Origin of the sequence: Vallitalea okinawensis (genome assembly GCF_002964605.1) — a bacterium.
Classification (GTDB): domain Bacteria; phylum Bacillota; class Clostridia; order Lachnospirales; family PQDH01; genus Vallitalea_A; species Vallitalea_A okinawensis.
Map to the genome: position 1 here is coordinate 59007 of NZ_PQDH01000011.1, position 24161 is coordinate 83167.

20 protein-coding genes are annotated in these 24161 nt (G+C 31.5%); 18 read left to right on the forward strand and 2 right to left on the reverse strand.

What is annotated here, in order from left to right:
• The first annotated feature begins 338 nt into the window (after positions 1 to 338).
• The 18 genes from C1Y58_RS22220 to ndk all read left to right on the forward strand — a co-directional run bounded on the left by C1Y58_RS22220 (position 339) and on the right by ndk (position 20339).
• Positions 339 to 1445 carry a glycosyltransferase gene (locus C1Y58_RS22220; protein WP_105618956.1) on the forward strand — a complete coding sequence of 369 codons (1107 nt, stop codon included), beginning with the start codon at positions 339 to 341 and terminating at the stop codon, positions 1443 to 1445.
• Positions 1420 to 2361 carry an ATP-grasp fold amidoligase family protein gene (locus C1Y58_RS22225; RefSeq protein ID WP_105618958.1) on the forward strand — a complete coding sequence of 314 codons (942 nt, stop codon included), beginning with the start codon at positions 1420 to 1422 and terminating at the stop codon, positions 2359 to 2361. The genes C1Y58_RS22220 and C1Y58_RS22225 overlap by 26 nt, the downstream gene beginning before the upstream one ends.
• 202 nt (positions 2362 to 2563) lie before the next feature.
• Positions 2564 to 3445, forward strand: coding sequence for a LicD family protein (locus tag C1Y58_RS22230; protein WP_105618960.1), 882 nt, complete (start codon positions 2564 to 2566; stop codon positions 3443 to 3445).
• Between the two features lie 36 nt (positions 3446 to 3481).
• Positions 3482 to 4084: an HAD-IB family phosphatase gene (locus tag C1Y58_RS22235; protein WP_105618962.1), complete on the forward strand. Its 603-nt coding sequence runs from the start codon at positions 3482 to 3484 to the stop codon at positions 4082 to 4084.
• A complete protein-coding gene (locus tag C1Y58_RS22240) occupies positions 4057 to 4704 on the forward strand; it encodes a phosphocholine cytidylyltransferase family protein (protein WP_105618964.1) in 648 nt (215 codons plus the stop codon). Before C1Y58_RS22235 ends, C1Y58_RS22240 begins: the two co-directional genes overlap by 28 nt.
• Positions 4705 to 5616: 912 nt before the next feature.
• Positions 5617 to 7287, forward strand: coding sequence for a glucosamine inositolphosphorylceramide transferase family protein (locus tag C1Y58_RS22245; RefSeq protein WP_105618966.1), 1671 nt, complete (start codon positions 5617 to 5619; stop codon positions 7285 to 7287).
• A 375-nt stretch (positions 7288 to 7662) separates the two neighbouring features.
• Positions 7663 to 9153 (forward strand): oligosaccharide flippase family protein, encoded by a 1491-nt coding sequence (locus tag C1Y58_RS22250; protein ID WP_105618968.1) that lies wholly within the window; start codon positions 7663 to 7665, stop codon positions 9151 to 9153.
• 329 nt (positions 9154 to 9482) lie between these two features.
• Complete coding sequence (locus C1Y58_RS22255; RefSeq protein WP_105618969.1) at positions 9483 to 10847, forward strand: UDP-glucose dehydrogenase family protein; 1365 nt, start codon at positions 9483 to 9485, stop codon at positions 10845 to 10847.
• Between the two features lie 86 nt (positions 10848 to 10933).
• Entirely contained in the window at positions 10934 to 11983 is a 1050-nt protein-coding gene (locus C1Y58_RS22260; protein WP_105618971.1) for a GDP-mannose 4,6-dehydratase, read from the forward strand.
• Positions 11984 to 12028: 45 nt separating this feature from the next.
• Positions 12029 to 12943, forward strand: a complete 915-nt coding sequence (gene galU, locus C1Y58_RS22265; RefSeq protein ID WP_105618973.1) for a UTP--glucose-1-phosphate uridylyltransferase GalU — start codon at positions 12029 to 12031, stop codon at positions 12941 to 12943.
• A 167-nt stretch (positions 12944 to 13110) separates the two neighbouring features.
• Complete coding sequence (locus tag C1Y58_RS27295; protein ID WP_170311669.1) at positions 13111 to 13257, forward strand: VanZ family protein; 147 nt, start codon at positions 13111 to 13113, stop codon at positions 13255 to 13257.
• Between the two features lie 259 nt (positions 13258 to 13516).
• A complete protein-coding gene (locus C1Y58_RS22270) occupies positions 13517 to 15880 on the forward strand; it encodes an S-layer homology domain-containing protein (RefSeq protein ID WP_170311668.1) in 2364 nt (787 codons plus the stop codon).
• 72 nt (positions 15881 to 15952) lie between these two features.
• Complete coding sequence (locus tag C1Y58_RS22275; protein WP_105618977.1) at positions 15953 to 16687, forward strand: hypothetical protein; 735 nt, start codon at positions 15953 to 15955, stop codon at positions 16685 to 16687.
• Between the two features lie 11 nt (positions 16688 to 16698).
• Positions 16699 to 17490, forward strand: a complete 792-nt coding sequence (locus C1Y58_RS22280) for a tyrosine-protein phosphatase (RefSeq protein WP_105618979.1) — start codon at positions 16699 to 16701, stop codon at positions 17488 to 17490.
• A 17-nt stretch (positions 17491 to 17507) separates the two neighbouring features.
• Positions 17508 to 18212 (forward strand): YveK family protein, encoded by a 705-nt coding sequence (locus C1Y58_RS26790; protein WP_207655803.1) that lies wholly within the window; start codon positions 17508 to 17510, stop codon positions 18210 to 18212.
• The gene (locus C1Y58_RS26795) at positions 18212 to 18901 is read left to right on the forward strand and encodes a CpsD/CapB family tyrosine-protein kinase (RefSeq protein WP_207655804.1); all 690 of its coding nucleotides are present in this window, start codon (positions 18212 to 18214) and stop codon (positions 18899 to 18901) included. Before C1Y58_RS26790 ends, C1Y58_RS26795 begins: the two co-directional genes overlap by 1 nt.
• Positions 18902 to 19114: 213 nt before the next feature.
• Positions 19115 to 19801 carry a CpsD/CapB family tyrosine-protein kinase gene (locus C1Y58_RS22290; RefSeq protein ID WP_105618981.1) on the forward strand — a complete coding sequence of 229 codons (687 nt, stop codon included), beginning with the start codon at positions 19115 to 19117 and terminating at the stop codon, positions 19799 to 19801.
• Between the two features lie 109 nt (positions 19802 to 19910).
• Complete coding sequence (ndk, locus tag C1Y58_RS22295) at positions 19911 to 20339, forward strand: nucleoside-diphosphate kinase (protein ID WP_330404497.1); 429 nt, start codon at positions 19911 to 19913, stop codon at positions 20337 to 20339.
• A 33-nt stretch (positions 20340 to 20372) separates the two neighbouring features.
• Here the strand turns inward: ndk and C1Y58_RS22300 are convergent, their stop codons facing one another.
• Together C1Y58_RS22300 and C1Y58_RS22305 are read right to left on the reverse strand one after the other, a co-directional pair.
• Positions 20373 to 23483: an S-layer homology domain-containing protein gene (locus C1Y58_RS22300; protein ID WP_105618983.1), complete on the reverse strand. Its 3111-nt coding sequence runs from the start codon at positions 23481 to 23483 to the stop codon at positions 20373 to 20375.
• A complete protein-coding gene (locus tag C1Y58_RS22305) occupies positions 23419 to 23895 on the reverse strand; it encodes an S-layer homology domain-containing protein (protein WP_105618985.1) in 477 nt (158 codons plus the stop codon). Before C1Y58_RS22305 ends, C1Y58_RS22300 begins: the two co-directional genes overlap by 65 nt.
• Positions 23896 to 24161: the final 266 nt, after the last annotated feature.

Here is a 24161-nt window from a genome sequence, read left to right on the forward strand (position 1 = left end):
AAGGAGATTTATAAATAAATGTATATCGGTTTGTAATACAGAGCTCCTTTTTAAAGGCAAAGAAAATGGGGTATCCTCATCAGGTGTTAGTATTGTAGTAGCAAACAATATTACAATACGGTAAGGAACTTATATTACAGAGAGAGACTTTGTTGTAAATTGAGGGAAAATTATTATTGAAGATAATTATCTGATTAATATAGCGTCCATATAGAACAGATATAACTATAGTTATGTTGAACACAAAAGAATATGGTAAGTATGTTGAACACAAAAGAATATGGTAAGTATGTTGGAATTCCAACAAAAAAATAGGACGCGGAGGTTAGGAGCTAAAGATGTCTAAAAAAAGAATATTGATTATTCATCCATCCCTCGGCAGTGGAGGGGCAGAAAAAATAATAGCATTTGTTTCAAACTGCTTAATAAAAGAGTATTCAGTGACCCTGCTATTATTGCAAAAGAATAGGCGCACATTGCCAGTTGATGCTAATATAGCTGTGATAGAAACCGAATGTTATTCCACTTTGCCAATAATAAGTAAGCAGGTTATTAGAGGATTTAAGGATACCAATAAGCTTATTAGTGAAATAAAGTATCAAGTCAAATCGGTAAAACCTGATTTGTTGATTTGTTTTGATTTGCGAGTTTTATTAGCATCCAGAATAGCTATGGCAAATAAATCAAACCAAATTCTATTTTCTGAAAGGGCAGATCCTTATGAAAACCCAAGATATTGGCAATTTTTATTGAGGCGAATTTATAAGAAAATAGGTTATGTTGTGTTTCAAACTAAAGAAGCTAGAAATTATTATGGGGGTATAGTTGATTCAAAATCTACTGTAATTCCTAATCCGGCATTATCTCGAAATCTGGAGACTAGTTCCCTAAATATAGTGAATAGAGAAAGTTATATATTTACGGCGGGGAGATTTCAGCACAGAAAGGGATTTGACATATTAATACAAGCTTTCGCTGAAATGATAAAGTTTGAAGCAAAGTATAGGTTAAAAATATATGGTGAGGGAGAAGAAAAAGAGTCCCTAAATAAATTAGTTTTGGAGAATGGAATTGAAGATAAGGTTGAAATTCTTCCTCCAGTATCTGGAGTTATAGAAAAAAATAACAATGCGGAATTATTTGTTTTACCATCAAGATCAGAAGGAATTCCTAATATTATGATTGAAGCTATGATGGCTGAAATTCCTTGTATTGCATCTGACTGTTCGCCGGGTGGAGCAAAACTTTTATCTGAGAATGGACAGGTTTGTTTATTAGCAAATAATGACGATTATAAATCTTTAGCAGAAAAATTGGTTTATGCGGCCAGAAATAAAAGTAATATGGAAAACATGGCGAAAAAAGCAAAAAAAAGCTTATCAAGATTTGATGCTGAAAAAATAGCTGGAGAGTGGAGAAATGTTGTTAAGGAGATCATCGGGTAAAAAAAATAGAAGTAAGATTGCGATTACCGTTAAAGACGCAATTTTGAAGGTGTTTTATTCGCCGATAGGAAGAATGATTCCTGATAAAAATTATATCATGATTATGTATAGATTGAGAGCTAGAAAACATTTGAACCTCGATACCCCGATGTCGTTTAATGAAAAGTTACAGTGGTTAAAATTATATGATCGTAAACCCGTATATACCTCCATGGTGGATAAGCATGAGGCAAAGGGCTATGTGAAGGATAAGATTGGTGAAGAACATATAATACCAACATTAAGCGTGTGGGAAAGCTTTGATGACATTGATTTTTCAAAGTTACCGGATCAATTTGTTTTGAAATGCACACATGATTCTGGGGGATTGGTTATTTGTCGTGATAAAAGTTGTTTAGATGTTGATGAGGCTAGAAAAAAAATCAACAAATGCTTGAAAAGGAATTTCTATTATGTTGGTCGTGAATGGCCATATAAAAATGTTAAACCTAGAATCATTGCAGAAAAGTATATGGTTGATGGTCAAGAAAGTGAACATGATATCGGGCTGACTGATTACAAGTTTTTCTGCTTTAATGGGAAACCAAAATTTCTTTATGTTTCTAAAAATTTAACTAATCATACTTATGCAAGAATAAGTTTTGCAACTTTAGATTGGAAATTGTCACCGTTTTATAGAAATGATTATCAGCCGTTTAAAGAGTTGCCAGAGAAGCCAAAATGCTTCGAAGAAATGATTTGTTTAGCAGAAAAATTATCTCAAGGAATGAAATTTTTACGTGTTGATTTATATGAAGTAAAAGGGAAAGTTTATTTTTCTGAATTAACATTTTGCCCTTGTAATGGACTGTTTCCATTTGAACCTCCAGAATGGGATTATAAGCTTGGAGAAATGATTGATTTGGATGAGTTTTAATAATTAAAATAAAATCAAAAAATTACACTGTTAAAGTATCTAGGGTTTAGTCCAAAGTAAATAGTCTTTTGATTAAGTTCGAGTCTTTATGTTATATTCAATGTTTATTATGATGAGATTTTGAAGAAGAAGTGACATTTAAAGGTATCACCTATTTTCCTAAAATATAAAATTGAACATGTGATTCTATTAGGAGGTTAATATGAATAACAAATACTTTAGGTCAGAAATACATTCCTATCTAGATGATTTATATACAGAATTTGAAGAATATCAAAATGATGTTTTAGAAACGTTAATAGAATTTAATAGACTGTGTAGCCTAAGAAATATTGAGTATTATGTCGGTTTTGGTTCTCTGTTAGGATTCTTCAGAAATGGCAACTTGCTACCATGGGATTATGACATAGATGTTATCGTACCAATATATGAAAAGAAAAAATTGATTAAAACATTAAATAAAGAATTGGATCCAAAATTTTATTATTATTGTCCTGAGGTAGATGAGAAATGTAGACATTATTGTATAAGGATTACAAAAAAAGATTTTAACTCATCTGCAATACATATGGATATATTTTTCTTAATAGGAGCTCCTGAAGATAAGAATAAACGTGAAGGATTTAGAAAAAAAGTTAAAAAAATAAATAGGATACGAAAAATAAAGTTAGTTAATGCAAAAGAAGAGTCTATGGGGATAAATACTTTTCGGATCGCTAGAAATATAAAAAAAATAATTTATTTTCCTATCTCAATAAAGGTACTAAATCTTTTTTATAATTATCTTTGCCATAAAATAAATTATGAAAATGCAAAGTATGTAACAACTATGCAAGCTGCGGCAGACACATACAACAAAAACATATTTGGGAAACCAACAATAATAGAAATTAAAGGGAATAAATTTAAAGCCCCATCAGATATTATAGGATTTCTTAACTCAACGTATAGTAATTATGAAAGTATACCACCTATTTGTTCAAGATTTGATGAATTTTATCAATCAATACAAAGACTTAAATATTTTAACAACGGTAATAAAGTATTAAATAAGAGTGATTTTCAGATTAATAATTATAAATAATCAATAATACATTCAAGGAAATAGGGGGCTTTAAAAATGTCAGATTATGTGTTTTTGTTTGACCTTGATGCAACAATTACTCGAGTAGAAATTTTACCAGAATTATCTAGAGAATTAGGAATGTATGATAAAATGAGGGATTTAACTGAAAAAACTATGAGAGGTGAGATACCATTTAGAGACAGCTTTTTAGAGCGTGTTAACCTACTTAAAAATTTGCCTATAAGCCAAGTTGCTGATTTTGTTGAAAATATTCCATTGAATGATAAGTTAGCTGATTTTATCATGAATAATAATGAAAGATGTTATATTGTTACTGGAAATTTGGATGTATGGATACAAAGACTTATGATTAAGCTTAAGGTATCAAATCATGTATTTTGTTCAACGACATCTCACAAAGAGGATAAGCTATTGAAGGTAAATAGCGTTATAGATAAAGCAAAAGTAATTGAGCAATTCATATCACCAGTAGTGGCTGTTGGAGATGGTAGCAACGATTCAGAAATGATAGGTATGGCACAAATTGGTATAGGATATGGTGGAGTGAGACCAGTTGCATATTCTACATTATGCAATTCTAAGTTTGCAATTTATGAGGAGGGGAAATTATGTCAATTCCTACAACGATTGTTATAAGTTGTGCTGGAATGGGATCTAGATTAGGGTTAGGTTGTCCTAAGTCCTTAGTTGAAATCGATGGTAAGCCACTAATAATTAGGCAGCTTGAAATGCTACAAAATTATGATGATATAAGAATAGTAGTTGGATATCAAATGGAAAAAGTAATAGAAGTTGTTTCATTATATCGGAAAGATATTGTTTTTGCAATTAACAATAATTACATGAACACAGGCACTGGAGCAAGCTTTTGTATTGGTGCTGAAAATTCTAGAGAGTATGTTGTTTCTTTGGATGGTGATTTACTTGTTAATCCACAAGATTTGCAAGATGTACTAAAAGTAAAGGATGAATTTATTTGTGGTACTGACCCATCAACCGATAATCCCGTATTGATGGATACTACACAGGAAAATGGTTCGTTAGTAGTAAAAGAGTTTTCACGTGAACGTGGTCAGTATGAGTGGACAGGTTTAATGAAAATAAAAAAAGAGCATATCAGTGCGGTAAGAGGACATGTTTATACAATACTAGAGCCTCTTTTGCCACTGCCTATGAAATATATTAGAACTAAGGAAATAGATACACTTGATGATTACGACAGAGCTGTTGAATGGGTAAGAAATGGATATTTATAATTTTATCTTAAATTACAATAGTAAATTGAACTCGTGAACTAACTGGCGCAGACGTTATTACTCATAAGATAATTGAGATAAATTTCATATATACCTCAAGGGTTCTTCTACGCTAAGGCAATTCAAAATCTTTCTTAAGAGTGACCTACACTAGCAACCATGTCAAGTAAGTCCATTGAGAAGTCTCTAAAGCTTTTACAGTTAGGGATAGATTATCTGGTTATGTTATAGTACCTCTTACCTGATCATCTTTCTCCCGAGAAGTAGGGATGGGTTTTGATTGATGATACCCAGTAATATCTTATGTTCTGTTATACCCTCGATTTAGTTGATCGTCATATCTTGACGATAAATCTAGATTTATAATGTCTATAAGGTCCAAATTCAAGTAATTATAAAGGATTTTAATGTATGCTATTGCATCTCTAGAGGATATCTTGTTCATTTGACCTCTATAACAAATGACGTCAAAAGGATGGACATTCTTATGCAAGGTATGAAATACATGATTGATGGAGACTTCAGATGAGAGTAGTTTAAATTTAGTGTGGTTATTTTTTTGAAAAAACAAAAGAATAACTAACCTGTATTAGGATGGCGAATAGGTGGTTTCTTTTTCTTGCTTTATTTGATTAGTCGTATCACGTCGAAGTGTGTTCTTTATTTTGATCGCGAAGCGGTTCATACTTTTTGTTATGGGTTAATGATCTTAGTTCATCAGCATATAGTGCAGCGAATTTTGATAGTTACACTTTATGTTTTCTATAAAAATTAAGCAAGCCATTTTATACTCACCTAATATTCTAAAAATAGTCAATAAAACTAAAGAAAACAATCAGATAAATCTATATGCTTTAAGATTGTTCTCATAGGTAATGAAAGCGTTTGAATATCAGATAATGGAGGGCTATTATGAGCAAACTTTCTGTAGGAATAATTGTGGATAATACCAGCCAGTCTAATACTGTTTGGGATTTGTACAACAGAAGTTTAAAGTCGGACAAATATGTGATTAAGACATTAATTGTTCAGAGCAAGAAAAAGGAAAAAAGAATTAAAAGCCACTATAACTTTATCAAGAAAAAAGGGATTCTAAGATATATTGGAAGATTAACCTTTAAAGTTATAATACAATGTGAAAAAATGCTTTTCTTAAAAAGAATTAAGAAAACAAAATATTTTGACTCATACTTTTTAAATGAATTTGATATTAAGAAACTCCATGTTAATCCCATAATATCAAAAAGTGGTTTAGTTTATAGATATAGCGAAGAGGATTTAGAGAAAATCAAACGTGAAAATTTAGATATACTTGTTAGAGCTGGGGGAGGTATATTAAGAGGAGAAATTTTGACAATTACTAAGTATGGCATTTTGTCTTTCCATCATGCTGACAATGATATTAATCGCGGCGCACCATCTGGATTTTGGCAGGTATATCATCGTTTAGATAAAACAGGATTTATAATTCAGATTTTAAAAGATGAATTAGATGGAGGTGAAGTATTATTCAAAGGGTTTATTAGAACCGCTCCAATATTCTTACAGAATAAAGCAAATTTATACTCAAAGGCAAACTACTTTATGCATAAGATTCTAAATGAAATATCTACGAGTGAATCAATTCCTCCAAGTTTAAAGAAGATTCCTTATGCTTATACATTGTTTACACAACCTAAAATAAGAGAACAACTAATGTATATTTTTAAGACCATCAATTACTTATCTAAAGGATTCTTTACTAACACAATTCTAAATCATAAGATGAGATGGGGAGTAGCATATATTTTTTCAAATAATTGGAGAAGTTCAGTTTTATGGAAATCTAAGATTATTAAAAATCCTCCTAAAAGATATTTAGCTTATCCATTTGTAATTAATCATAATAATCTTAATATATGTTATGTAGAAGACTATAACTTTATTACGAAAACTAGTAAAATATCAGCTATTGAGTTAAAGAAAGACGGATATAAGTTTTTGGGAACTGCGTTGCAAGAATCATTTAACCTTTCTTATCCATTTTTGTTTAAAAGTTTAGATGAAATATATATGTGTCCAGCAAGTCATCAGATAAATGATATTCGAATATACAAATGTGACGATTTTCCATTGAAATGGTCTTTGCATAAAATTTTAATTAAAGACATTGATACAATGAATACTTCAATATTTGAGCTTGATGGAAAGTGGTGGATGCTTACTAATGTTGATTCAACTAATAGTGGGGATTATAATTCTGAATTGCATATATTCTATTCTGATTCATTTGAATCAGATAAATGGATACCTCACCCGAAGAATCCTATTATCTTTGATAGTACAAGAAGTAAAAATTCTGGATTAATTATAGATAATGAAGGAATATTTAGAATTTTCCAAGTTCAAAGTTTTTATAATGAGAGTAGATCAATGGGAATAGCACAAATTCTTAAAATAAACAACGAAGAATATGTAGAAAAAGTTTACGCAGAGATACCTCCTAAGTTTTTACCCAAAATTAAAGGGACACACACATTTTCATATGATAATTCAGGATTAGTTTCATTGGACTTTGTTAAAAGTGAAAATATTAGGAAATGATTGATTTGAAATTTTATAATTAAAATGCCAGCAATAGTAATATTACTTAAAACCATATCACATTTTGAACATCGTGGATTACTTTATAAAGGATTCTTCACGTAATAAATATAATTGTGTTAAAAAAAGAATACCAGATTTATAATTTAAAATAGGGAGCGAATATGACATAAAAATGAAATGTCGTGAGTTAGTGAACAAATAGCAAATAAGACAATAATTAGTATATTAAGAGATAATGAGATTATGTTTTTTAAGATTGAGACTGCAAACATAGTATCATGGGGAAATAAGCGTCAAAAAGCGCAGAAAGAATCTGAAATATGTTTATGGCCTTTATAATAAGGGAATAAATTAAGGAGAAATGGTTTGTATATGTCGTCTAAAAAGAAAGTTTTAGAAAATTCATTTTTATATATGTTTAGTTCATTTCTTGTTAAAGCAATGGGATTTTTATTATTGCCAGTGTATACTCTGTTCTTGATGCCAGATGAATTTGGCGTTTCTAATCTTGTAGCTGGATTCATAAATGTAGCGACTTTTATTGTTGCTTTTTCCTTATACTCTGCAGCTATAAGATTTTATGCAGACTATAGTGAAAATCAAGTAAAACTAAAAAAGTTTTATAGCACTTTAGTTTCTTTTATTATTATATCTGGATTTATTTTCTTGAGCTTAGGAATATTATTTAGAGATATTTTTGTTAGCATATTTTTTGAGGGTGTAGAATTTTATCCAATAGTCTTAATAGCTTTTTTGAGTTTGATTTTTGTTTCACTTTTTACGATGCATCAAAGTATTTTACAGGGAATGCAACAAGGCAAAAAACTAACCAAAATTAATTTGACTGTATTTGTAATATCTTCAATTTTTAGAATTGTTTTAATTAGTGTTTTTGATTTAGGTGTAGTTGGATTCTTATTAGCTCAATTGATAGTATATATAGGCTATTTTATTTATATGATTTATGATTTAAAAAAGAAAGATTTACTAGAATGGACTATAGATATGAGGATATTAAAAGAATCTTTGAAATATTCTATTCCTTTGATGCCACACAATTTATCCACAAACATTGCCAGTTTAGCTTCACGCATATTCATTAATACTACAGGATCATTAGCGACCGTAGGACTATATAGTATTGCGATGCAATTTGGGAACTTAATAGATATTGTACAGATGTCAGTAAATAGAGCCTTTCAGCCCTGGTTTTATGAAATGATGAAAAAACATGATACTGAAAGCATTAAAGAGGCTGTTAACCTTTCGAATGTGCTACTTATCTTTTACTCATTAATATACATGGGAATTGGCTTATTTTCACAAGAAGTGGTTATATTGATGACGAATGATGATTATACTCTAGCATGGACCGTAATCCCAATACTTGTAGTGGGTTTTTCGGTAAAATCAATGTATTATTTTTATGTTAATATAATAATGTTTTATAAAGCAGCAGCTAGAAAGTTATTTATTGCAACTATTATAGGCAGTTTCGTTGACATTATATTAGCCTATTTGTTAGTACCACATTATGGGATGTATGGGTCAGCTATATCTTTTTTACTGGCAAAAATAATCATTGTTTATATAGCTATCTTTTTAAGTAAACTATACGACAATGTAGGTTACAGTGTTCTAAAAATGTTGAGTATTATTGTACCGAGCCTTCTTTTTATGGCAGTTGGATTGTATTTTAGTTATACTCGGTATTTGACTGTATTTAGTTTCAGCAATTTAATATATAAAGTTATAGTAGTAGTAACATATATCTGCTTTGTATACTTGACTAATAAAAAAATTATTGATAAATCATTAAAGTCTGTTAAATTTCAAAGAGTATTAAAAAAGAAAAAACCATAGAATTGTAAAATAAATAACCACTGAAAGTTATCTTGTTTTAATATAATAGGTTTATTTTAAAAAAATAATTTTGGTTATAGATAAATTTAGTTAGAATGAAAAGTGAAATAAGTTAAATTTTTTTTATAACAAAATAAAACACTTATTAGAGCTATTGAATATGTTAACCTTGTAGTGTTTGAGTAATCTTGAATACAAAAGGTAGCGGATGTAAAGCAATATTAAGTAGAATTCTTTAGAACAAAGCGATAGTACCAGATACTAACGTATTGTTTTATAGAATATTCTGATAAATTTTAATGTGATATTTGAGTTAGGGGGAGAAAGAAATGTATAAAATATCAGTAGCAGGAACAGGTTATGTAGGTCTTGTGGCAGGGGTTTGTTTTGCTGAAGTGGGACACCAAGTTACTTGCGTAGATATTGATGAAAAGAAAGTAAATTTAATGAAAAGTGGAGTGTCACCAATATATGAAGTTGACTTAGAAGGGCTTATGCAGAAGAATTATGCCGAAGGTAGATTAGATTATACTACTGATTACAAAACAGCCTACAGAGAATCAGATGCTATATTTATTGGTGTTGGAACTCCAGAGCAGCCAGATGGCTCTGCAAATTTAAGCTATATAGCAACAGTTGCAAGACAGATAGCTGAAAACATAGAAAAGGACTGTCTTGTGGTGGTAAAATCTACAGTGCCAGTAGGTACTAATGATAAGGTTGAGCAGTTTATAAAAGACTTTTTAGTAAATGATGTGAAAGTAGAAGTAGCATCAAATCCAGAGTTCTTAGCACAAGGGACAGCAGTACATGATACACTTCATGCTGCAAGAATAATCATTGGAACGGAAAGTAAATGGGCAGAAGAGATGCTTATGAATATATATGAACCTTTTAAACTTCCTACAGTATCAGTAAATAGAAGATCAGCAGAAATGATAAAGTATGCTTCAAATGACTTCCTAGCTCTTAAAATATCATATATGAATGATATAGCTAATCTTTGTGAGCTTGTAGGAGCTAATATCCAAGACGTAGCTAAGGGGATGAGTTATGATGAGCGTATAGGAGCTAAATTCTTAAATGCTGGTATTGGATACGGTGGGTCATGTTTTCCTAAGGATACAAAGGCTCTTGAATATCTTGCAAGACAAAATGGTTACGAGCTTAGAACTATTAAAGCAGCTATAGATGTGAACAAAGATCAAAAGACTCTTCTTTATAAGAAGGCTTGCAGAAGACTTATAACATTTACTGGTTTAAAAGTAGCAGTACTTGGACTTACCTTTAAACCAGGAACAGATGATTTAAGAGAAGCACCATCACTTGAAAATGTACCTTTATTATTAGAAGCTGGATCAGATATATGTGCTTATGATCCAGTAGGTAAGGATAACTTTAATAGCGTATATCCAGAAGGAAAAATCGGACAAGGTTCAATAAAATATGTTGAAAATGCAGAGGAAGCTTTAAAAGGTGCAAATATTTGCTTTATTTTTACTGAGTGGGATGAAATTAAAGCAGTACTTCCTGAGGATTACAAGAAGCTTATGAAAACACCTTTAATATATGATGGAAGAAACTTATATAATAATGAAGTTATGAAAGAAGTAGGAGTGGAGTACTATTCTATTGGAAGACCATATATGAGACTTTCTAATGCCATGGCTGAAGTAGCAGCAACTAAAAATTAATTAGATTTTAAAATTTTTAGATATAAAAGAAGTAGAGTATTATTCTATAGAATGAATAGTGCTTCTCTTTTTAAGGGGGTAAAAATTTGAGTTATAAAACACTAGATGCAACTAAAACATATCTAATTACTGGAGCAGCAGGTTTTATTGGATTTTATTTATCAAAGAAGCTATTAGAAAAAGGTTGTCGAGTAATTGGTATTGATAATATAAATGGCTATTATGATGTAAATCTTAAATATGAAAGATTAGAAAAGCTTAATCCTTTTGAGAATTTTACTTTTATCAAAGGAAACATTTCAGATAAGGCCATGATTATGGAAACTTTTGTGGAGTTTAAGCCCAATATCGTAGTAAATTTGGCTGCCCAAGCTGGGGTAAGATATTCTATAGAGAATCCTGATGTGTATATAGAAAGTAATATCATAGGCTTTTTTAATATCCTTGAAGCTTGTAGATATAATCCAGTAGACCATCTTGTGTATGCATCTTCAAGTTCTGTATATGGTTCTAATAAAAAAGTACCATTTGAAGAAACTGATTTTGTCGACCATCCAGTATCTCTTTATGCGGCTACTAAGAAATCTAATGAGCTTATGGCCCATACCTATAGCCATCTTTATAAGATTCCAGCTACTGGACTTAGATTTTTTACAGTTTATGGTCCTATAGGTAGACCTGATATGGCATATTTTGATTTTGTTGATAAACACTTTAAAGGAGAACCTATAAAGATATTTAATAATGGTGATTTTAAAAATGATTTGTATAGAGATTTTACTTATGTAGACGATATCGTAGAAGGAATTGAAAGACTTCTTAGCAATCCACCAAGTATAATCATTGAAGAAAGAGGAGAAAAAAGTGTGCATCATAGAGTATTTAACATAGGAAATAACAGTCCTGAAAAGCTAATGACTTTCATACGGACATTAGAGAAAGCACTAAGTAACGCATTAGGTAGAAAAGTAGAATTTGACAAATTATTTGAGTCACTTAAAGCGGGTGACGTACCAGCGACCTATGCATCAACAGATAAGCTTCAAGAAGTTGTAGGGTTTAAGCCTTCTATAGGTATAGAAGAAGGATTGCAGAGATTTGCTGATTGGTATGTGAAGTATTACGGGGTTAAATAATAGTAGATATCTATATAGATTAATTATTGACGAGGGGGAATCAAAATGAAAGTAAGAAAAGCCATAATACCAGCTGCAGGTCTTGGTACTAGATTTTTACCTGCAACTAAGGCTCAGCCAAAAGAGATGTTACCAATTGTTGATAAACCAACATTACAATATATTGTTGAAGAGGCAGTAGATTCAGGAATAGAAGAGATTTTAATTATTACAGGTCGCAACAAAAAAAGCATCGAAGATCATTTTGACCGCAGTATTGAGTTAGAGCTTGAGCTTGAGAAAAAAGGAAAAGATGATATGCTTACTGAAGTAAGAAAAATATCTAATATGGTCAACATTCACTATATCCGTCAAAAAGAACCTAAAGGACTTGGTCATGCGATCCATTGTGCAAAATCATTTATAGGTAACGAACCATTCGCTGTTTTATTGGGCGATGATATTGTACATAATCCATCCAAGCCTTGCCTTAAGCAGATGATTGATGCATATGACGAGTACAAGACATCTATATTAGGAGTACAAGAAGTAGCTGATGCAGATGTAAGTAAGTACGGTATTGTTGATGGTAAACATATTGAAGACAGTGTATATAAGGTAAAAGGATTAGTTGAAAAACCATCAAAAGAAGAAGCACCTTCTAATGTAGCTATCCTTGGAAGATACATCATAAACCCTGTTATATTTGAAATCTTAGAGCATATAACACCTGGTAAAGGTGAAGAGATTCAATTAACAGATGCTTTAAATGATTTAGCCCAAAGAGAAGCTATGTATGCTTATAATTTTGAAGGGAAAAGATACGATGTAGGAAATAAATTAGGATTCTTGGAAGCCACTGTTGAGTTTGCATTGAGATGTGAAGATTTAACAGATGAGTTTTTGAAGTATCTTTCAAAGACTGTTAAAGAAGAAAGTGAGGGTATAGAGCTTGATGAAATTATAGTTAGTGAAGTGTAAGATATAAGTGATTAATATCTTGGACTATTATCATAATTTGGATACTACTCATATTTCATCTATGATCCCAACCTGCCACTCAATCTGTAAGCTGAGTAAGGGAGTAAAAAAGGTGATCGTAGAGACGGTTAAGAAAGTTCGCCCTAAGGCGGATTTTAATATAAACAATCAGAAAAAAATACTTAATTTCTGCATATTTAGTACTTGATGTTTTGGCAATGAATCATGTAAGGAAAAGTGATGTAGTCAGATATAAATCTAAAGCTTTATTGATTTGTATCCTTTATGCTGTATCAGATGAAGTGCATTATTAGGCAATTGCTGTAGGAATATCAGTATTAGCAGATACTAAGTTATCAAAAAAAAGGGGAGAAAAAACAGTAAAGTTAATAAATAGAAGGTTTTATAGAAATGGTACATAAAAAAATAATATTAAACAGTTGACAGAAAAGATGTTAAATAAGATAATTAATACTATGAATGTAGTTTTTGGTAAATGGATGATGGATATGACATTCTACTCCAGGGTGTTCATATATAAATAAAAAATATAAAGAAAGAAGGAGGCAAATGATGAAGAAAAGGATTATTAGTTTAACGTTAGTTTTTGCTTTGGTATTATCTAGTTTCACCAATGTATTTGCTGCACAAAGTGAAAGCCTATTAGATCCATTTGTTGATGGTGTGTTTGATTTATATGGTGATTATCCTACATATGTAACTGAACTTATAGATCTTTACCATGATGCAGATGATGCTGATCAAATTGCTGAAATGTATAAACTTATGTTTGGCGCATTAGCAGGTTATCAACAAGAAAGATTAGAATCTTTTGGAGCTACAGCAGATGCTTTACAAGAATTCATCAGTTTTGTTGAAGGAGAAGAAGGAGAATATGATGTACAGAACCTAAAGGATTATCTTGAAACAGATAATAAAGTAGCATTTAAAAATGCTTTAGGTATCAGACTCGATGAGTTTGAAGATGCATTGGTTGATGCAGGACTGGACCTTGACAAATTATTAGCTGGATTCGAAAATATGGGAAAGGTTTTTGGTTATATTAATGCTGTAGGATCACTTGAAATGAAGGTAGCATCCTATAATAAGAGCTCAAAGATCTTGAAATTTGATGAGGCAGAAGTAATGAAACTTATTAATGCTTTTAACGATATGAATGATGATGCTATTGAAAGTATTGAACCTGTACTTGAGGCAGTAGGAGTAGCAGAGACTTATTTTAATAACAATTTATCAAGTAATGATAAAGCAGCAATAGTCACATATTTAGATGACGTTTGTGATATTATTAAATACACTTCTTCAGGTGGTGGATCAAGTTCAGGTGGTGGTTCTAATAATGATCCTGTTGAACCTATTGAACCATCAGACATAGGTGATAAAGCTGAAGAAGCCAATAGTGAACAAGATGCTAATGAAGTTATAGATAGTTCAGTAGATTCAGTTGAAAGTATTGATCCTAGCGAGCAAGAGGATGAAGAAGTTGTAGAATCTGTAGGGAAAGTTCTTGATGCTATTGAAGAAGTTGTAAATTTAGTTGAATCACCTGCTGCAGCTAAAAAAGCTGTAGATGCAGTTAGTGACACGATTGATAAAATTGCCAGCATTGCAAGTGAAGTAGATAGTGAATCTGCTAAAGAATTAGTAGAGGATGTTACTAATACAGTACAAGAGATGGCAGCAGTGGTTAGTAAATTAGATCCAACAGAAGCAACTGCTACTGCAGAAAAGTTCCTTGAGAATGTTGAAAAGATTGCAGATGTTGTTGAGTCTGATGATTTAGAAGATGCAGCTACAGAGGTTGCTCAAAAAGCTGTAGAAGCTACAGGTACTGTTGAGTCATCATCTGGAACTATTGCAGAAAGTACATTATTAAATACTGCAGACAAAGTAGAAAATGCAGCTGATAAATTAAGTAAGAGTGATCTAGTTAATGATGAGCTAGAAGTTGTTATTACAGTTAATTCAGATGCAAAAGCAACTTTACCATCTCTTAATCAAGTATTTGAGAAAGTTGATGTAGTGAAATTAAATACAACAAGTGGAACAATTGAAGTTGATGCAAATACATTGCCAGCAGACGTTGCTGAATCAGGATTTACATTTACAGCTGAAGTTGTAAGTGATACAACTAACCAAATTGTTGTGGATTTAAACTTGAATTCTGGTGATAAAAAGGTTAGCTCATTCAACGCACCAATGACTGTTGGTATACCTTTTGAATTAGGAAATAATCAAAATCCTAAAGCTATTACAGTTTATCAATTGTTAGACGATGGTTCCACTGTATTAGTTGGTGGTTACTATGATGAAGAATCAGGTCTAGCTGTATTTGAGACTAGTCACTTTAGTAAATACTTTGCTAAATTTACAGTAAAGACATTTAATGATATGAGTGGAGTTGCATGGGCAAATGAGGCTGTAATGGCTTTAGCTGGTAAAGATATTATCGGTGGTAAAGGTGAAGGTAAATTTGATCCAATGAGTAACATTACAAAAGCTGAATTTGTTGCTCTTATTACAAGAACTTATAAGTTAGAAGGTAACGTGGAGACTTTACCATTTACTGATGTGGATACTAGCGATTGGTATGCAGAAGCTGTAGCAGCTGCATATGAAAATGGTTTGATTCAAGGTAATGATGGGGGCTTTGCTCCTAATAGTAATATTACACGTCAAGAGATGGCTGTTATTATGGCTAATGTACTTGGTATGAGAGGTTACGATAGTTTTGATCAAGATGCTTATAAAGTATTCGGCGATCAAACAAAGATTGCTTCTTGGGCTAAAACACCAGTTAGTTTAGTTGTTGATGAAGAGATTATACATGGTTATACAGATGGAAACTTCCATCCAACAGAAACTGCAACTCGTGCTGAAGCAGCTATGATGATTTACAATATCCTTGATAAATAATTAAAAAAGAAGACTAGGTAGGAATTCCTGTCTAGTCTTCTAAGTATTCATATTAACTGACAGAGGTGAATCATGAAAAGAAGTATAGTAGCTTATCTAATCATAGTTGTTCTTATACTTAGTGGATGTAGCCAAAGCAATTATTATACCAGCCGTGAAGAGTTGACTTTGAAGGATGATCAAGTCGGGGATAAAATAGATAGTGAAGTAAAAGATCAGGAGATTAGACTTCAAGAAGACCCAGAAGAAAAGTTAGAGGAACAGATAGCTCAAGTTGAAGAAGGCGAAGTAAAAAAGGAAATTTCTGAAGTTAAAGGAACATATATAGATAATTCAAATGAAGTAAAACAGGTTAATGAAGATAATAATAATGCCGATATAGAGGTCAAAGACCAAACACTAGTAAATTTAGAAGAAGATAATGCACAAGGAAATGTGGCTGATTCAGAAGAAGCAAAGGATGAAGAAGTTACGTTAATGGAGAAAGAAAACGATGATGACGTATTTGATGATAATGCTGTTGAAGATGTGGTAAATGAAGAAGCTGGTGAAAGTAGCGAAGATATTGTCAATGAATACAGAGAAAAATATGGTGATGAAGTAGATGATGTAGATGAAGCAACAGGTGAAGCTCTTTTAAGTAAAGTGGATCAGGATTATTTATTAGGATTATATGATAATGGTCTAACCGAAAGAGAAGAGGAAGAAATGATCACTTATCTGCATAATCATTTAACTGATCAGGAATATGAAACAATGAAAGAACTTATTAATAAATATATTCATCTTTTAAGTGAAGAAGATTAAGGGAGGATGCTATGGTCGACATACATAGTCATATATTATATGGTATTGATGACGGTGCTAGATCATCGGAAGATACCCTTAAAATGTTAAGAATAGCAGAACAAGAAGGTATAAAAGCTATTATAGCTACCCCCCATTATATACAAGGCTATAACAGTTATAATGCAAAGGATTTAGTAGAAAGATATGAGGAAGTTAAAGAGTTAATAGCTGAACATAAGATAGATATAGCTATCTATTTAGGAAATGAGTTAAGTATAGATTATAAATTAGTTAAGGCTTTAGAAGATGACGAAGCCAAGACATTAGCAGATTCTAATTATGTTTTATTAGAGTTTCCTTTTAGTTCTTGGTCCGATCAATTTGAAAATATCCTATTTAATCTAAGCGTTAAAGGGTATAAGATCATTATCGCCCATGTGGAACGTTACGGACAAATTGAAAAGGATATGAACTTGGTTAGAGAATGGATAGAAAAGGGTTACTATATACAAGTTAATGCGGGATCACTTACAGGGTTATCAGGATCGAAGGTACAAGAAAGAGCAATTACCTTGGTTCAACACGACATGGTCCATTTTGTTGCAACAGATAGCCATTCACCACTAAAAAGGGCACCTTTTATACAAAAAGCCTATAACATGTTATGTGACTTAGTTGGTGAAGAGAAAGCTAATACACTATGCTATACCAATGCTATGGCAGTTATCAACAATGGTGTTATATCAGATGTTCAACCCAAAGCAATTAGGCCAAAGAATTTAGTACAAAGATTCATGGCTTATTGTGGGAGCATTTTCTAAATACAAGGAGGTTTACAATGGATCAAGAGTACAATGAAATTGACTTGAAGGAAATTTTTCATGCTATCTTGAAAAGATGGTGGATTATACTCATCACCACTGTGTTAGCAGTAACGGCAACAGGACTTATTACTTTTTTTGTATTAGAACCAGTATACTCTGTGCATACAACGCTATTTGTAGGAACGGAGGGATCTGGTCTATCAGAAGAAATTCTTGGACTTAGTTCAGAGATGCTAAATATTAACTCAAAGCTGGTAGGTGACTATCGTGAAATTGCTAAGTCAAGAACTGTAGCTAAGGAAGTTATACGTGAGCTTGATTTAGACGACAGCGTCAGTGGATTTCAAGATAAAGTCCAGGTTACAAGTATACCAGATACAAGGATTTTTAAGATTACCTATGAAGATCCCGATCCAGAGTTAGTGACGGATATTGTTAATAAGTTAGCCGAAGTGTTAATACAAAAAGCAAAAGATATCGTTAAGGTTGATAATATACAAGTTATAGATGAAGCAGAAGTACCCATGTTTCCTGTAAAGCCTAATAAGTTAATGAATATAGCCATCAGTGCAATTTTGGGTATTATGCTAGGTGTATTCATTATATTCTTGATTGAATTCTTAGATAATACGATTAAGACACCAGAAGATGTAGAAAAAGTACTTGGTTTAAATGTTTTAGGTACTATACCGACATTCGAAGGGGAGGAACGACGATAATGGTTTCAAAGAACTTAATTGCTTACAACAACCCTAAATCACCTATTACAGAAGCATATCGTATGTTAAGAACAAATCTCTATTACTGTCATACCGATAAGCGGATACAGACAATTGTTGTAACTAGTCCTGATAAAGGCGAAGGAAAAACAACGACAGGAGGAAACTTAGCCTTAACAATAGCAAAGGATGGGCATAAAGTTTTAATTCTAGATTGTGATCTCAGAAAGCCGCGTGTTCATAAGTACTTTAAAGTAGATAATGAACAAGGTATTACCAATATGCTGGTGGATGGGTTACCATTCGAAAATATAAGAAAGATCTTTCAAGGAGATTCTAATATACATATCGTTACTTCAGGACCCTTACCTCCAAATCCAGCTGAACTGCTAGGGTCACAAAAAATGCTCCAGTTTCTTAAAAAGTTAAAAGAGGAGTATGACTACATATTGATTGATGCACCGCCAGTGGGACAAGTTACAGATGCTGCAGTTATTGGACCGGAAGCAGATGGCGTCATTTTAACACTAGCCTCCGCTCAATCCAATATTCATGCAGCAAAGAGAGCTAAAGAATTACTTGATAATGTTGGTGCAAAAATAATCGGAACTGTATTAACGAAGGTAGATAAGTCCAATACAGGCTATAAGTATTACAGTTACTACAATTATTATGGAGAAGAAGCATAGAATTAATATTAAAAACAGCAAATTTATTTGCTGTTTTTTTCTATTTTAAAAAGAAAACATCACAATTCCATCACTTTTTTTAGGTAATATATTACTAATTATTACAATGTTTTATAAATAGTAAGTTTAGGTGGACAACTATTGAAATGTATCCATCTATAATGTATAATATTAATATAATTGTAAATAAAAGTAAATAAAGTGAGGAATATTATGAAAAAGTACTTAAGTGAAGCATTGATTAGAGAACAGTATCGCATGTTAAGAACCAATATCTATTTCTCATCCTCTGAAGAAGTAAAGGTAATAGTTGTTACAAGTCCAGAAAAAAGCGATGGAAAATCTACAACAGCTATTAATTTAGCAAAAACTTTGGTCGCAGACAATTTCTCGGTCCTTTTGCTTGATTGTGATTTAAGAAAGCCAAGTATAAATAAACGTCTCAATTTAAGTAATCATAAAGGGTTAACGAATATTATTGTGAATAATGATGATATACACGAAGTGATTCATAAAGATGTGGAGATTGAAGGTTTTGATGTCATTACCTCTGGTGTTATCCCTCCTAACCCATCTGAAATACTTCATTCAGACCATTTTAAAGAATTACTAGTGACTTTTAAGAAATGCTATAATTATATCATTATTGATACACCGCCAGTATTAGCTGCCACAGATTCAGTTTTAGCAGCTAAAAATGCAGATGGGGTATTACTAGTACTATCTTCTAAAAAATCCAATAAGCACGTAGCTAAGAAAGCTGTCAACAGTTTAAGTATGGCTCAAGTTCGAATATTAGGAGCTGTACTCAATAAAATGGATTTCAAAAGTGAGCCTTATTATGAGTACTATATGGATACAACTGATAAACAGAAATCCAAAATAGTTGCTGGTTTATAAAATAATCATATACAATACTACATAATAGCCTTCAAAATCTGTTATAATAGAAAAATAAAAGCCATTCTTGTTGAGTTATATAGTTACAGTTTTTGAAGGAGGTATTTCTATGGCGATAGAACAAACACTAGTCATTATCAAACCGGATGGTGTTAAGAGGGGATTAATAGGACAAGTTATAACCCGTTATGAGCAAAAAGGATTTCATATTATTGCTGGTAAGTTAATGATGGCTGAAAGAGAAACCATAGAAGAGCATTATATTGAACATAAAGGCAAACCTTTCTATGAAGATCTCGTAAATTATTTCCTTGAAGGTGTTATTTTTGTCATGGTAGTTGAAGGAGAAAATGCTATTGAGCTAGTGAGAAGAATTCATGGTAATAAAGACCCTAAAGAAGCATTACCAGGAACAATACGTGGTGATTTCTCCAATTCCACAACTCGTAATATCGTTCATGCATCCGATTGTAAAGATAGCGTCAAAAGAGAAATTGAGATTTGGTTCCCTCAATTGGAGTATATTTATAAAAAATAAAAATCGACCTAGGTCGATTTTTTTATTAGTCTTTTAATCTTGTATTTCAATATCAAAATCGAATTCAAAATCCTCAACATAGTTATGACCAGTCGTATCTGTTAAGTATTGAGCTTCTGATAGTTCGATGTAATATCGACCTTCATAATCATCTAGTTCTGCATTATCCGGAATAATTATTCCGATTACAACATTACCTTCAACAATCGATATAGTGTAATCGACACCAGGTTTTAAATACTCATTATCAAACTCAACTCTAAAATCAGTCTGCCCTAAGATGTTATCACTTAAAGCAACTGCTTCAGTGAAGACAAGCACATATTCTACTGTAGTACCAGTTGTTGTAATAACGACTTCGTCTTTTTGTTGAACTTCATTACCTTCATCATCTATATCTATAATATAATCTTCAGTTGCATCATCATCAAATTTAGGTAGGATAAAGTCTTTAACTAGTAACTCAGTACCTGTATAGGATCTAAGTTTTTCACCGTATTCATTTTCTGATTCAATCACAATACCAGAAGAGGTTTCTTTACCTATTTGTACATAGACATCATGACCAGCATATTTACCTCTATAATCTAGTAAATCATCATTAAGTTCTATCTCTACAATAGTATGGTCATTTTCGTAGGTATAGTTAGTGTTGATATTAAGTTCTTTAAGGATAGAAAGATCGTCATTAATATCATACCACAAGGTAAAATCATCTGGAGCAACGTTTATTTTATCATTAAGATATATATCGATTTCATAAGTATTTATCGCATTTACCCAATAATCGCAGTAATTTTGATCTATTAACAAATCAACGCCTAGTGAGGGGATTATAGCAAAAGTACTTTCATCAGTCACGGTTATAATAAAAGAATAACTAGTTGCTTTTTGTTGATAACGATTATTTGCTTCAATTGTAACAGTAGCAGTGCTACTTGTGACGACATTTGCTTTTAACTCAATAGTATAAATATCATTTTCCACAGTAATAATATTTAATATATCGCTGTCAGTATCTATAGAGTAGTATATTCTATCACCATCCTCATCTGCAAAATAGTCATTAAGATTAAGTGTTACATTTTGACAGGAGGTTGAGACAGGAAGCTCTTGTTTAACGGTTATAGGAGAATTAGGTATATAATCTCTAGGATCAAACTTAAATTTGATAAGAGGATTAAGAATCTCATTTGACTTTTTTCCACTATATAAGACTGAAAATTTAATCTCATAATCTTCTCGTTTATCAAAATCCATCTTTATACCATTATTATCAAGTAGATATATAGCATAAGTATGTGTATCTATCTCTTCAATTATAAAATCTTCTTCATAAGTATGCCATTCATGTAGTGATATTGATTGTTCAAGATTTTGAATTGAGGTTACATAATCTTCATCTAATGTCAATTCTATATAATCTGGACCTTCCAATTTATAGATGTACTCAAAATGAACAGGAGGGTTGAGAGGTGTGATGACAAATTCATCAGTATAAGATCCTACACTGCTTTCTGCTGTTATTTGTATAGTTGAATAACCTATATCATAACTAACAAGGTCTAAAAATGACCAGTAATCCCAATAATTATCTATAGTACTTTGTACAACATCAGGATTTGATGATGTTGTATAAAAATTAATATCATTATTTTGTGGACTATATATAAAACTATTTAATAAAAGAGAGTTAAAATTATCTGTAATCAAATGAGGATCATCATTAAAGAAGATTTTAATGTCTGATATTGGACCAAGTGCGAGTGGGTCCTGGGTTTCAGTACAATTTTCTGTAAAAATTGTTATAGCGTCAGCGAAGCTAATATATTCATTACTGTAATTATCAACAATGATCATGGAATAGAAGCGTATTGTATATTCTGTATTATACTTTAAGCCAGTTGAGTCAGTAGCATTGTTTTTTGGTTGGATGTAAAAAGAATATACATAATCAGTATAATAGTCCAAAAAATTAATTTCACTATCAGTACCAATATAGTAGTCATAGTTTGGTTCAAAAACTTCTAATGGTAAATCCATATTTTTTATTAGAATTCCGTATCCATCCTTAACCTCTACTATAATCGTACTATCAACAGGAAGTTTATCATCCTTTAGCGGGAGACTACTGTATAATGTAAAATAGTCATTGGAATAGAACTCTTCTTTATCATAGTCATTAGTGCTATCATTACTGTCATTATTATTACTACCCCCACCATTACCACTAGGTGCGCTACTATTCTTTTCTACTAATTCTTCTTTATAGGATTCACCGTTAATTAGAGGTACAGTAGTAACATCTTTTGATACGGTTACATGATTAATATCCGCTTCAATGACAACATTTTCTGCATTAATAACAGCACCTTTGATCTTACCTGAACCAGTTATTTTGGCCTGACCATCTAATTGTAGAGAAGCAATTAGAGCGGACTCATTCATATGAATGAGAGTGTTTTCATCACTTACTACAGTCATATTACTAACACTTGTCTTGTCTCCTAGTTTAATGTTAGCTGGTGAGTGAACTAAAACATTACTAAAGCTACCAATAAGCTCAATTTCTTCACTATTATTTACTTGTATATCAATAGAAATATATTCGAATCCATCTATAGATTTGTTATCGAGTATAGTGCTTGAAGTAATATTAGTATCTTTAATATTAGTATTACCATCAGCTACTATTCTAACTGTACTGTTCTTTTTACCAGTAATTACAGAGGAAATATTACAGTCTATAAATTTAATACTGTTTATACCCCCACCTTCCACAAATACCGAACCTTCTATCGTGCTGTTATTTAATTCAACATCGCCTTCACCCACAGATTGTGTTATGAAGACATTATTGGAAGTATTAGAATCCATTAAGGTAACATTTTCGTTATTTATAATAACAACACCTTGATTATTATCTGATAGAATATATTCTCCTGGTTCATTAATATAAGTACCAATAAGATTATCAACAATAGTTAATGTTTCTGCTTTAGTAATTGGACTTTTAGGTCTAAAAGTATTATCAGGATAGCCATTTATACCCTCAGCATTAACTAAAGTACTAACAGAATTAAGTGCATATGTAACTAATTTTTTCTTGATCAGAAAAAGATAAAAGTTCTGTAAAACTATCATCTAATTTAAAGGCATTATGCAAAATAACACATGCATCCTGTCTAGTTATTGGATTTTCAGGCTTTGCTAAGTTACCATCATAGCCAGTGAGATATCCTGCACTTCTAGCTTTTAACATTTCTTCAGCATACCAAGTGGTTGGATTAACATCATTAAATTGTTGTGAACTAACATCTGTATAACCCAATAGATTATTAATGATAGCTATGAATTCAGCACGAGTAATAGGTTCATCTGGATAAAATAAACTATGTGGATCACCAGTAACCACATTCAAAGAATACCAAGTTTTAATGGTATCCTCAGCCCAGTGATCATTAATGTCACTTAATGAGTCGGTAGAAGCATTTACAGTTGAGATGTGTCCAGTAAGAATTACTAGTATTAGAACCCAACTTAATAATTTTTTCATTTGTACCCCTCCATGTCTATTGAATGCTATATGCTTAAATTATAACAGTACATTACAATTTAAGAGTAACATATAGTATTTTACTATAAATAGCTAAACAATACAATATGATACAATGTTTTAGTGGGTTGTAATTAGTGATAATACAGATGTATAATTCTTAGTGAATGATATGGCTTATAAACAGGGGTATAATTCTGAAAATATCATTGTCGCTAATAGATAGAGACACTAAGTTTTATATTATTGTATACAATGTGCTATAT

What these genes read in the sequence shown, in the direction of transcription:
- C1Y58_RS22220 (WP_105618956.1), top strand. Translation starts at nt 339, where the DNA reads ATGTCTAAAAAAAGAATATTGATTATTCATCCATCCCTCGGCAGTGGA.
- C1Y58_RS22225 (WP_105618958.1), top strand. Translation starts at nt 1,420, where the DNA reads ATGTTGTTAAGGAGATCATCGGGTAAAAAAAATAGAAGTAAGATTGCG.
- C1Y58_RS22230 (WP_105618960.1), top strand. Translation starts at nt 2,564, where the DNA reads ATGAATAACAAATACTTTAGGTCAGAAATACATTCCTATCTAGATGAT.
- C1Y58_RS22235 (WP_105618962.1), top strand. Translation starts at nt 3,482, where the DNA reads ATGTCAGATTATGTGTTTTTGTTTGACCTTGATGCAACAATTACTCGA.
- C1Y58_RS22240 (WP_105618964.1), top strand. Translation starts at nt 4,057, where the DNA reads ATGTCAATTCCTACAACGATTGTTATAAGTTGTGCTGGAATGGGATCT.
- C1Y58_RS22245 (WP_105618966.1), top strand. Translation starts at nt 5,617, where the DNA reads ATGAGCAAACTTTCTGTAGGAATAATTGTGGATAATACCAGCCAGTCT.
- C1Y58_RS22250 (WP_105618968.1), top strand. Translation starts at nt 7,663, where the DNA reads ATGTCGTCTAAAAAGAAAGTTTTAGAAAATTCATTTTTATATATGTTT.
- C1Y58_RS22255 (WP_105618969.1), top strand. Translation starts at nt 9,483, where the DNA reads ATGTATAAAATATCAGTAGCAGGAACAGGTTATGTAGGTCTTGTGGCA.
- galU (WP_105618973.1), top strand. Translation starts at nt 12,029, where the DNA reads ATGAAAGTAAGAAAAGCCATAATACCAGCTGCAGGTCTTGGTACTAGA.
- C1Y58_RS22270 (WP_170311668.1), top strand. Translation starts at nt 13,517, where the DNA reads ATGAAGAAAAGGATTATTAGTTTAACGTTAGTTTTTGCTTTGGTATTA.
- C1Y58_RS22275 (WP_105618977.1), top strand. Translation starts at nt 15,953, where the DNA reads ATGAAAAGAAGTATAGTAGCTTATCTAATCATAGTTGTTCTTATACTT.
- C1Y58_RS22280 (WP_105618979.1), top strand. Translation starts at nt 16,699, where the DNA reads ATGGTCGACATACATAGTCATATATTATATGGTATTGATGACGGTGCT.
- C1Y58_RS26790 (WP_207655803.1), top strand. Translation starts at nt 17,508, where the DNA reads ATGGATCAAGAGTACAATGAAATTGACTTGAAGGAAATTTTTCATGCT.
- C1Y58_RS26795 (WP_207655804.1), top strand. Translation starts at nt 18,212, where the DNA reads ATGGTTTCAAAGAACTTAATTGCTTACAACAACCCTAAATCACCTATT.
- C1Y58_RS22290 (WP_105618981.1), top strand. Translation starts at nt 19,115, where the DNA reads ATGAAAAAGTACTTAAGTGAAGCATTGATTAGAGAACAGTATCGCATG.
- ndk (WP_330404497.1), top strand. Translation starts at nt 19,911, where the DNA reads ATGGCGATAGAACAAACACTAGTCATTATCAAACCGGATGGTGTTAAG.
- C1Y58_RS22300 (WP_105618983.1), bottom strand. Translation starts at nt 23,483, where the DNA reads ATGATAGTTTTACAGAACTTTTATCTTTTTCTGATCAAGAAAAAATTA.
- C1Y58_RS22305 (WP_105618985.1), bottom strand. Translation starts at nt 23,895, where the DNA reads ATGAAAAAATTATTAAGTTGGGTTCTAATACTAGTAATTCTTACTGGA.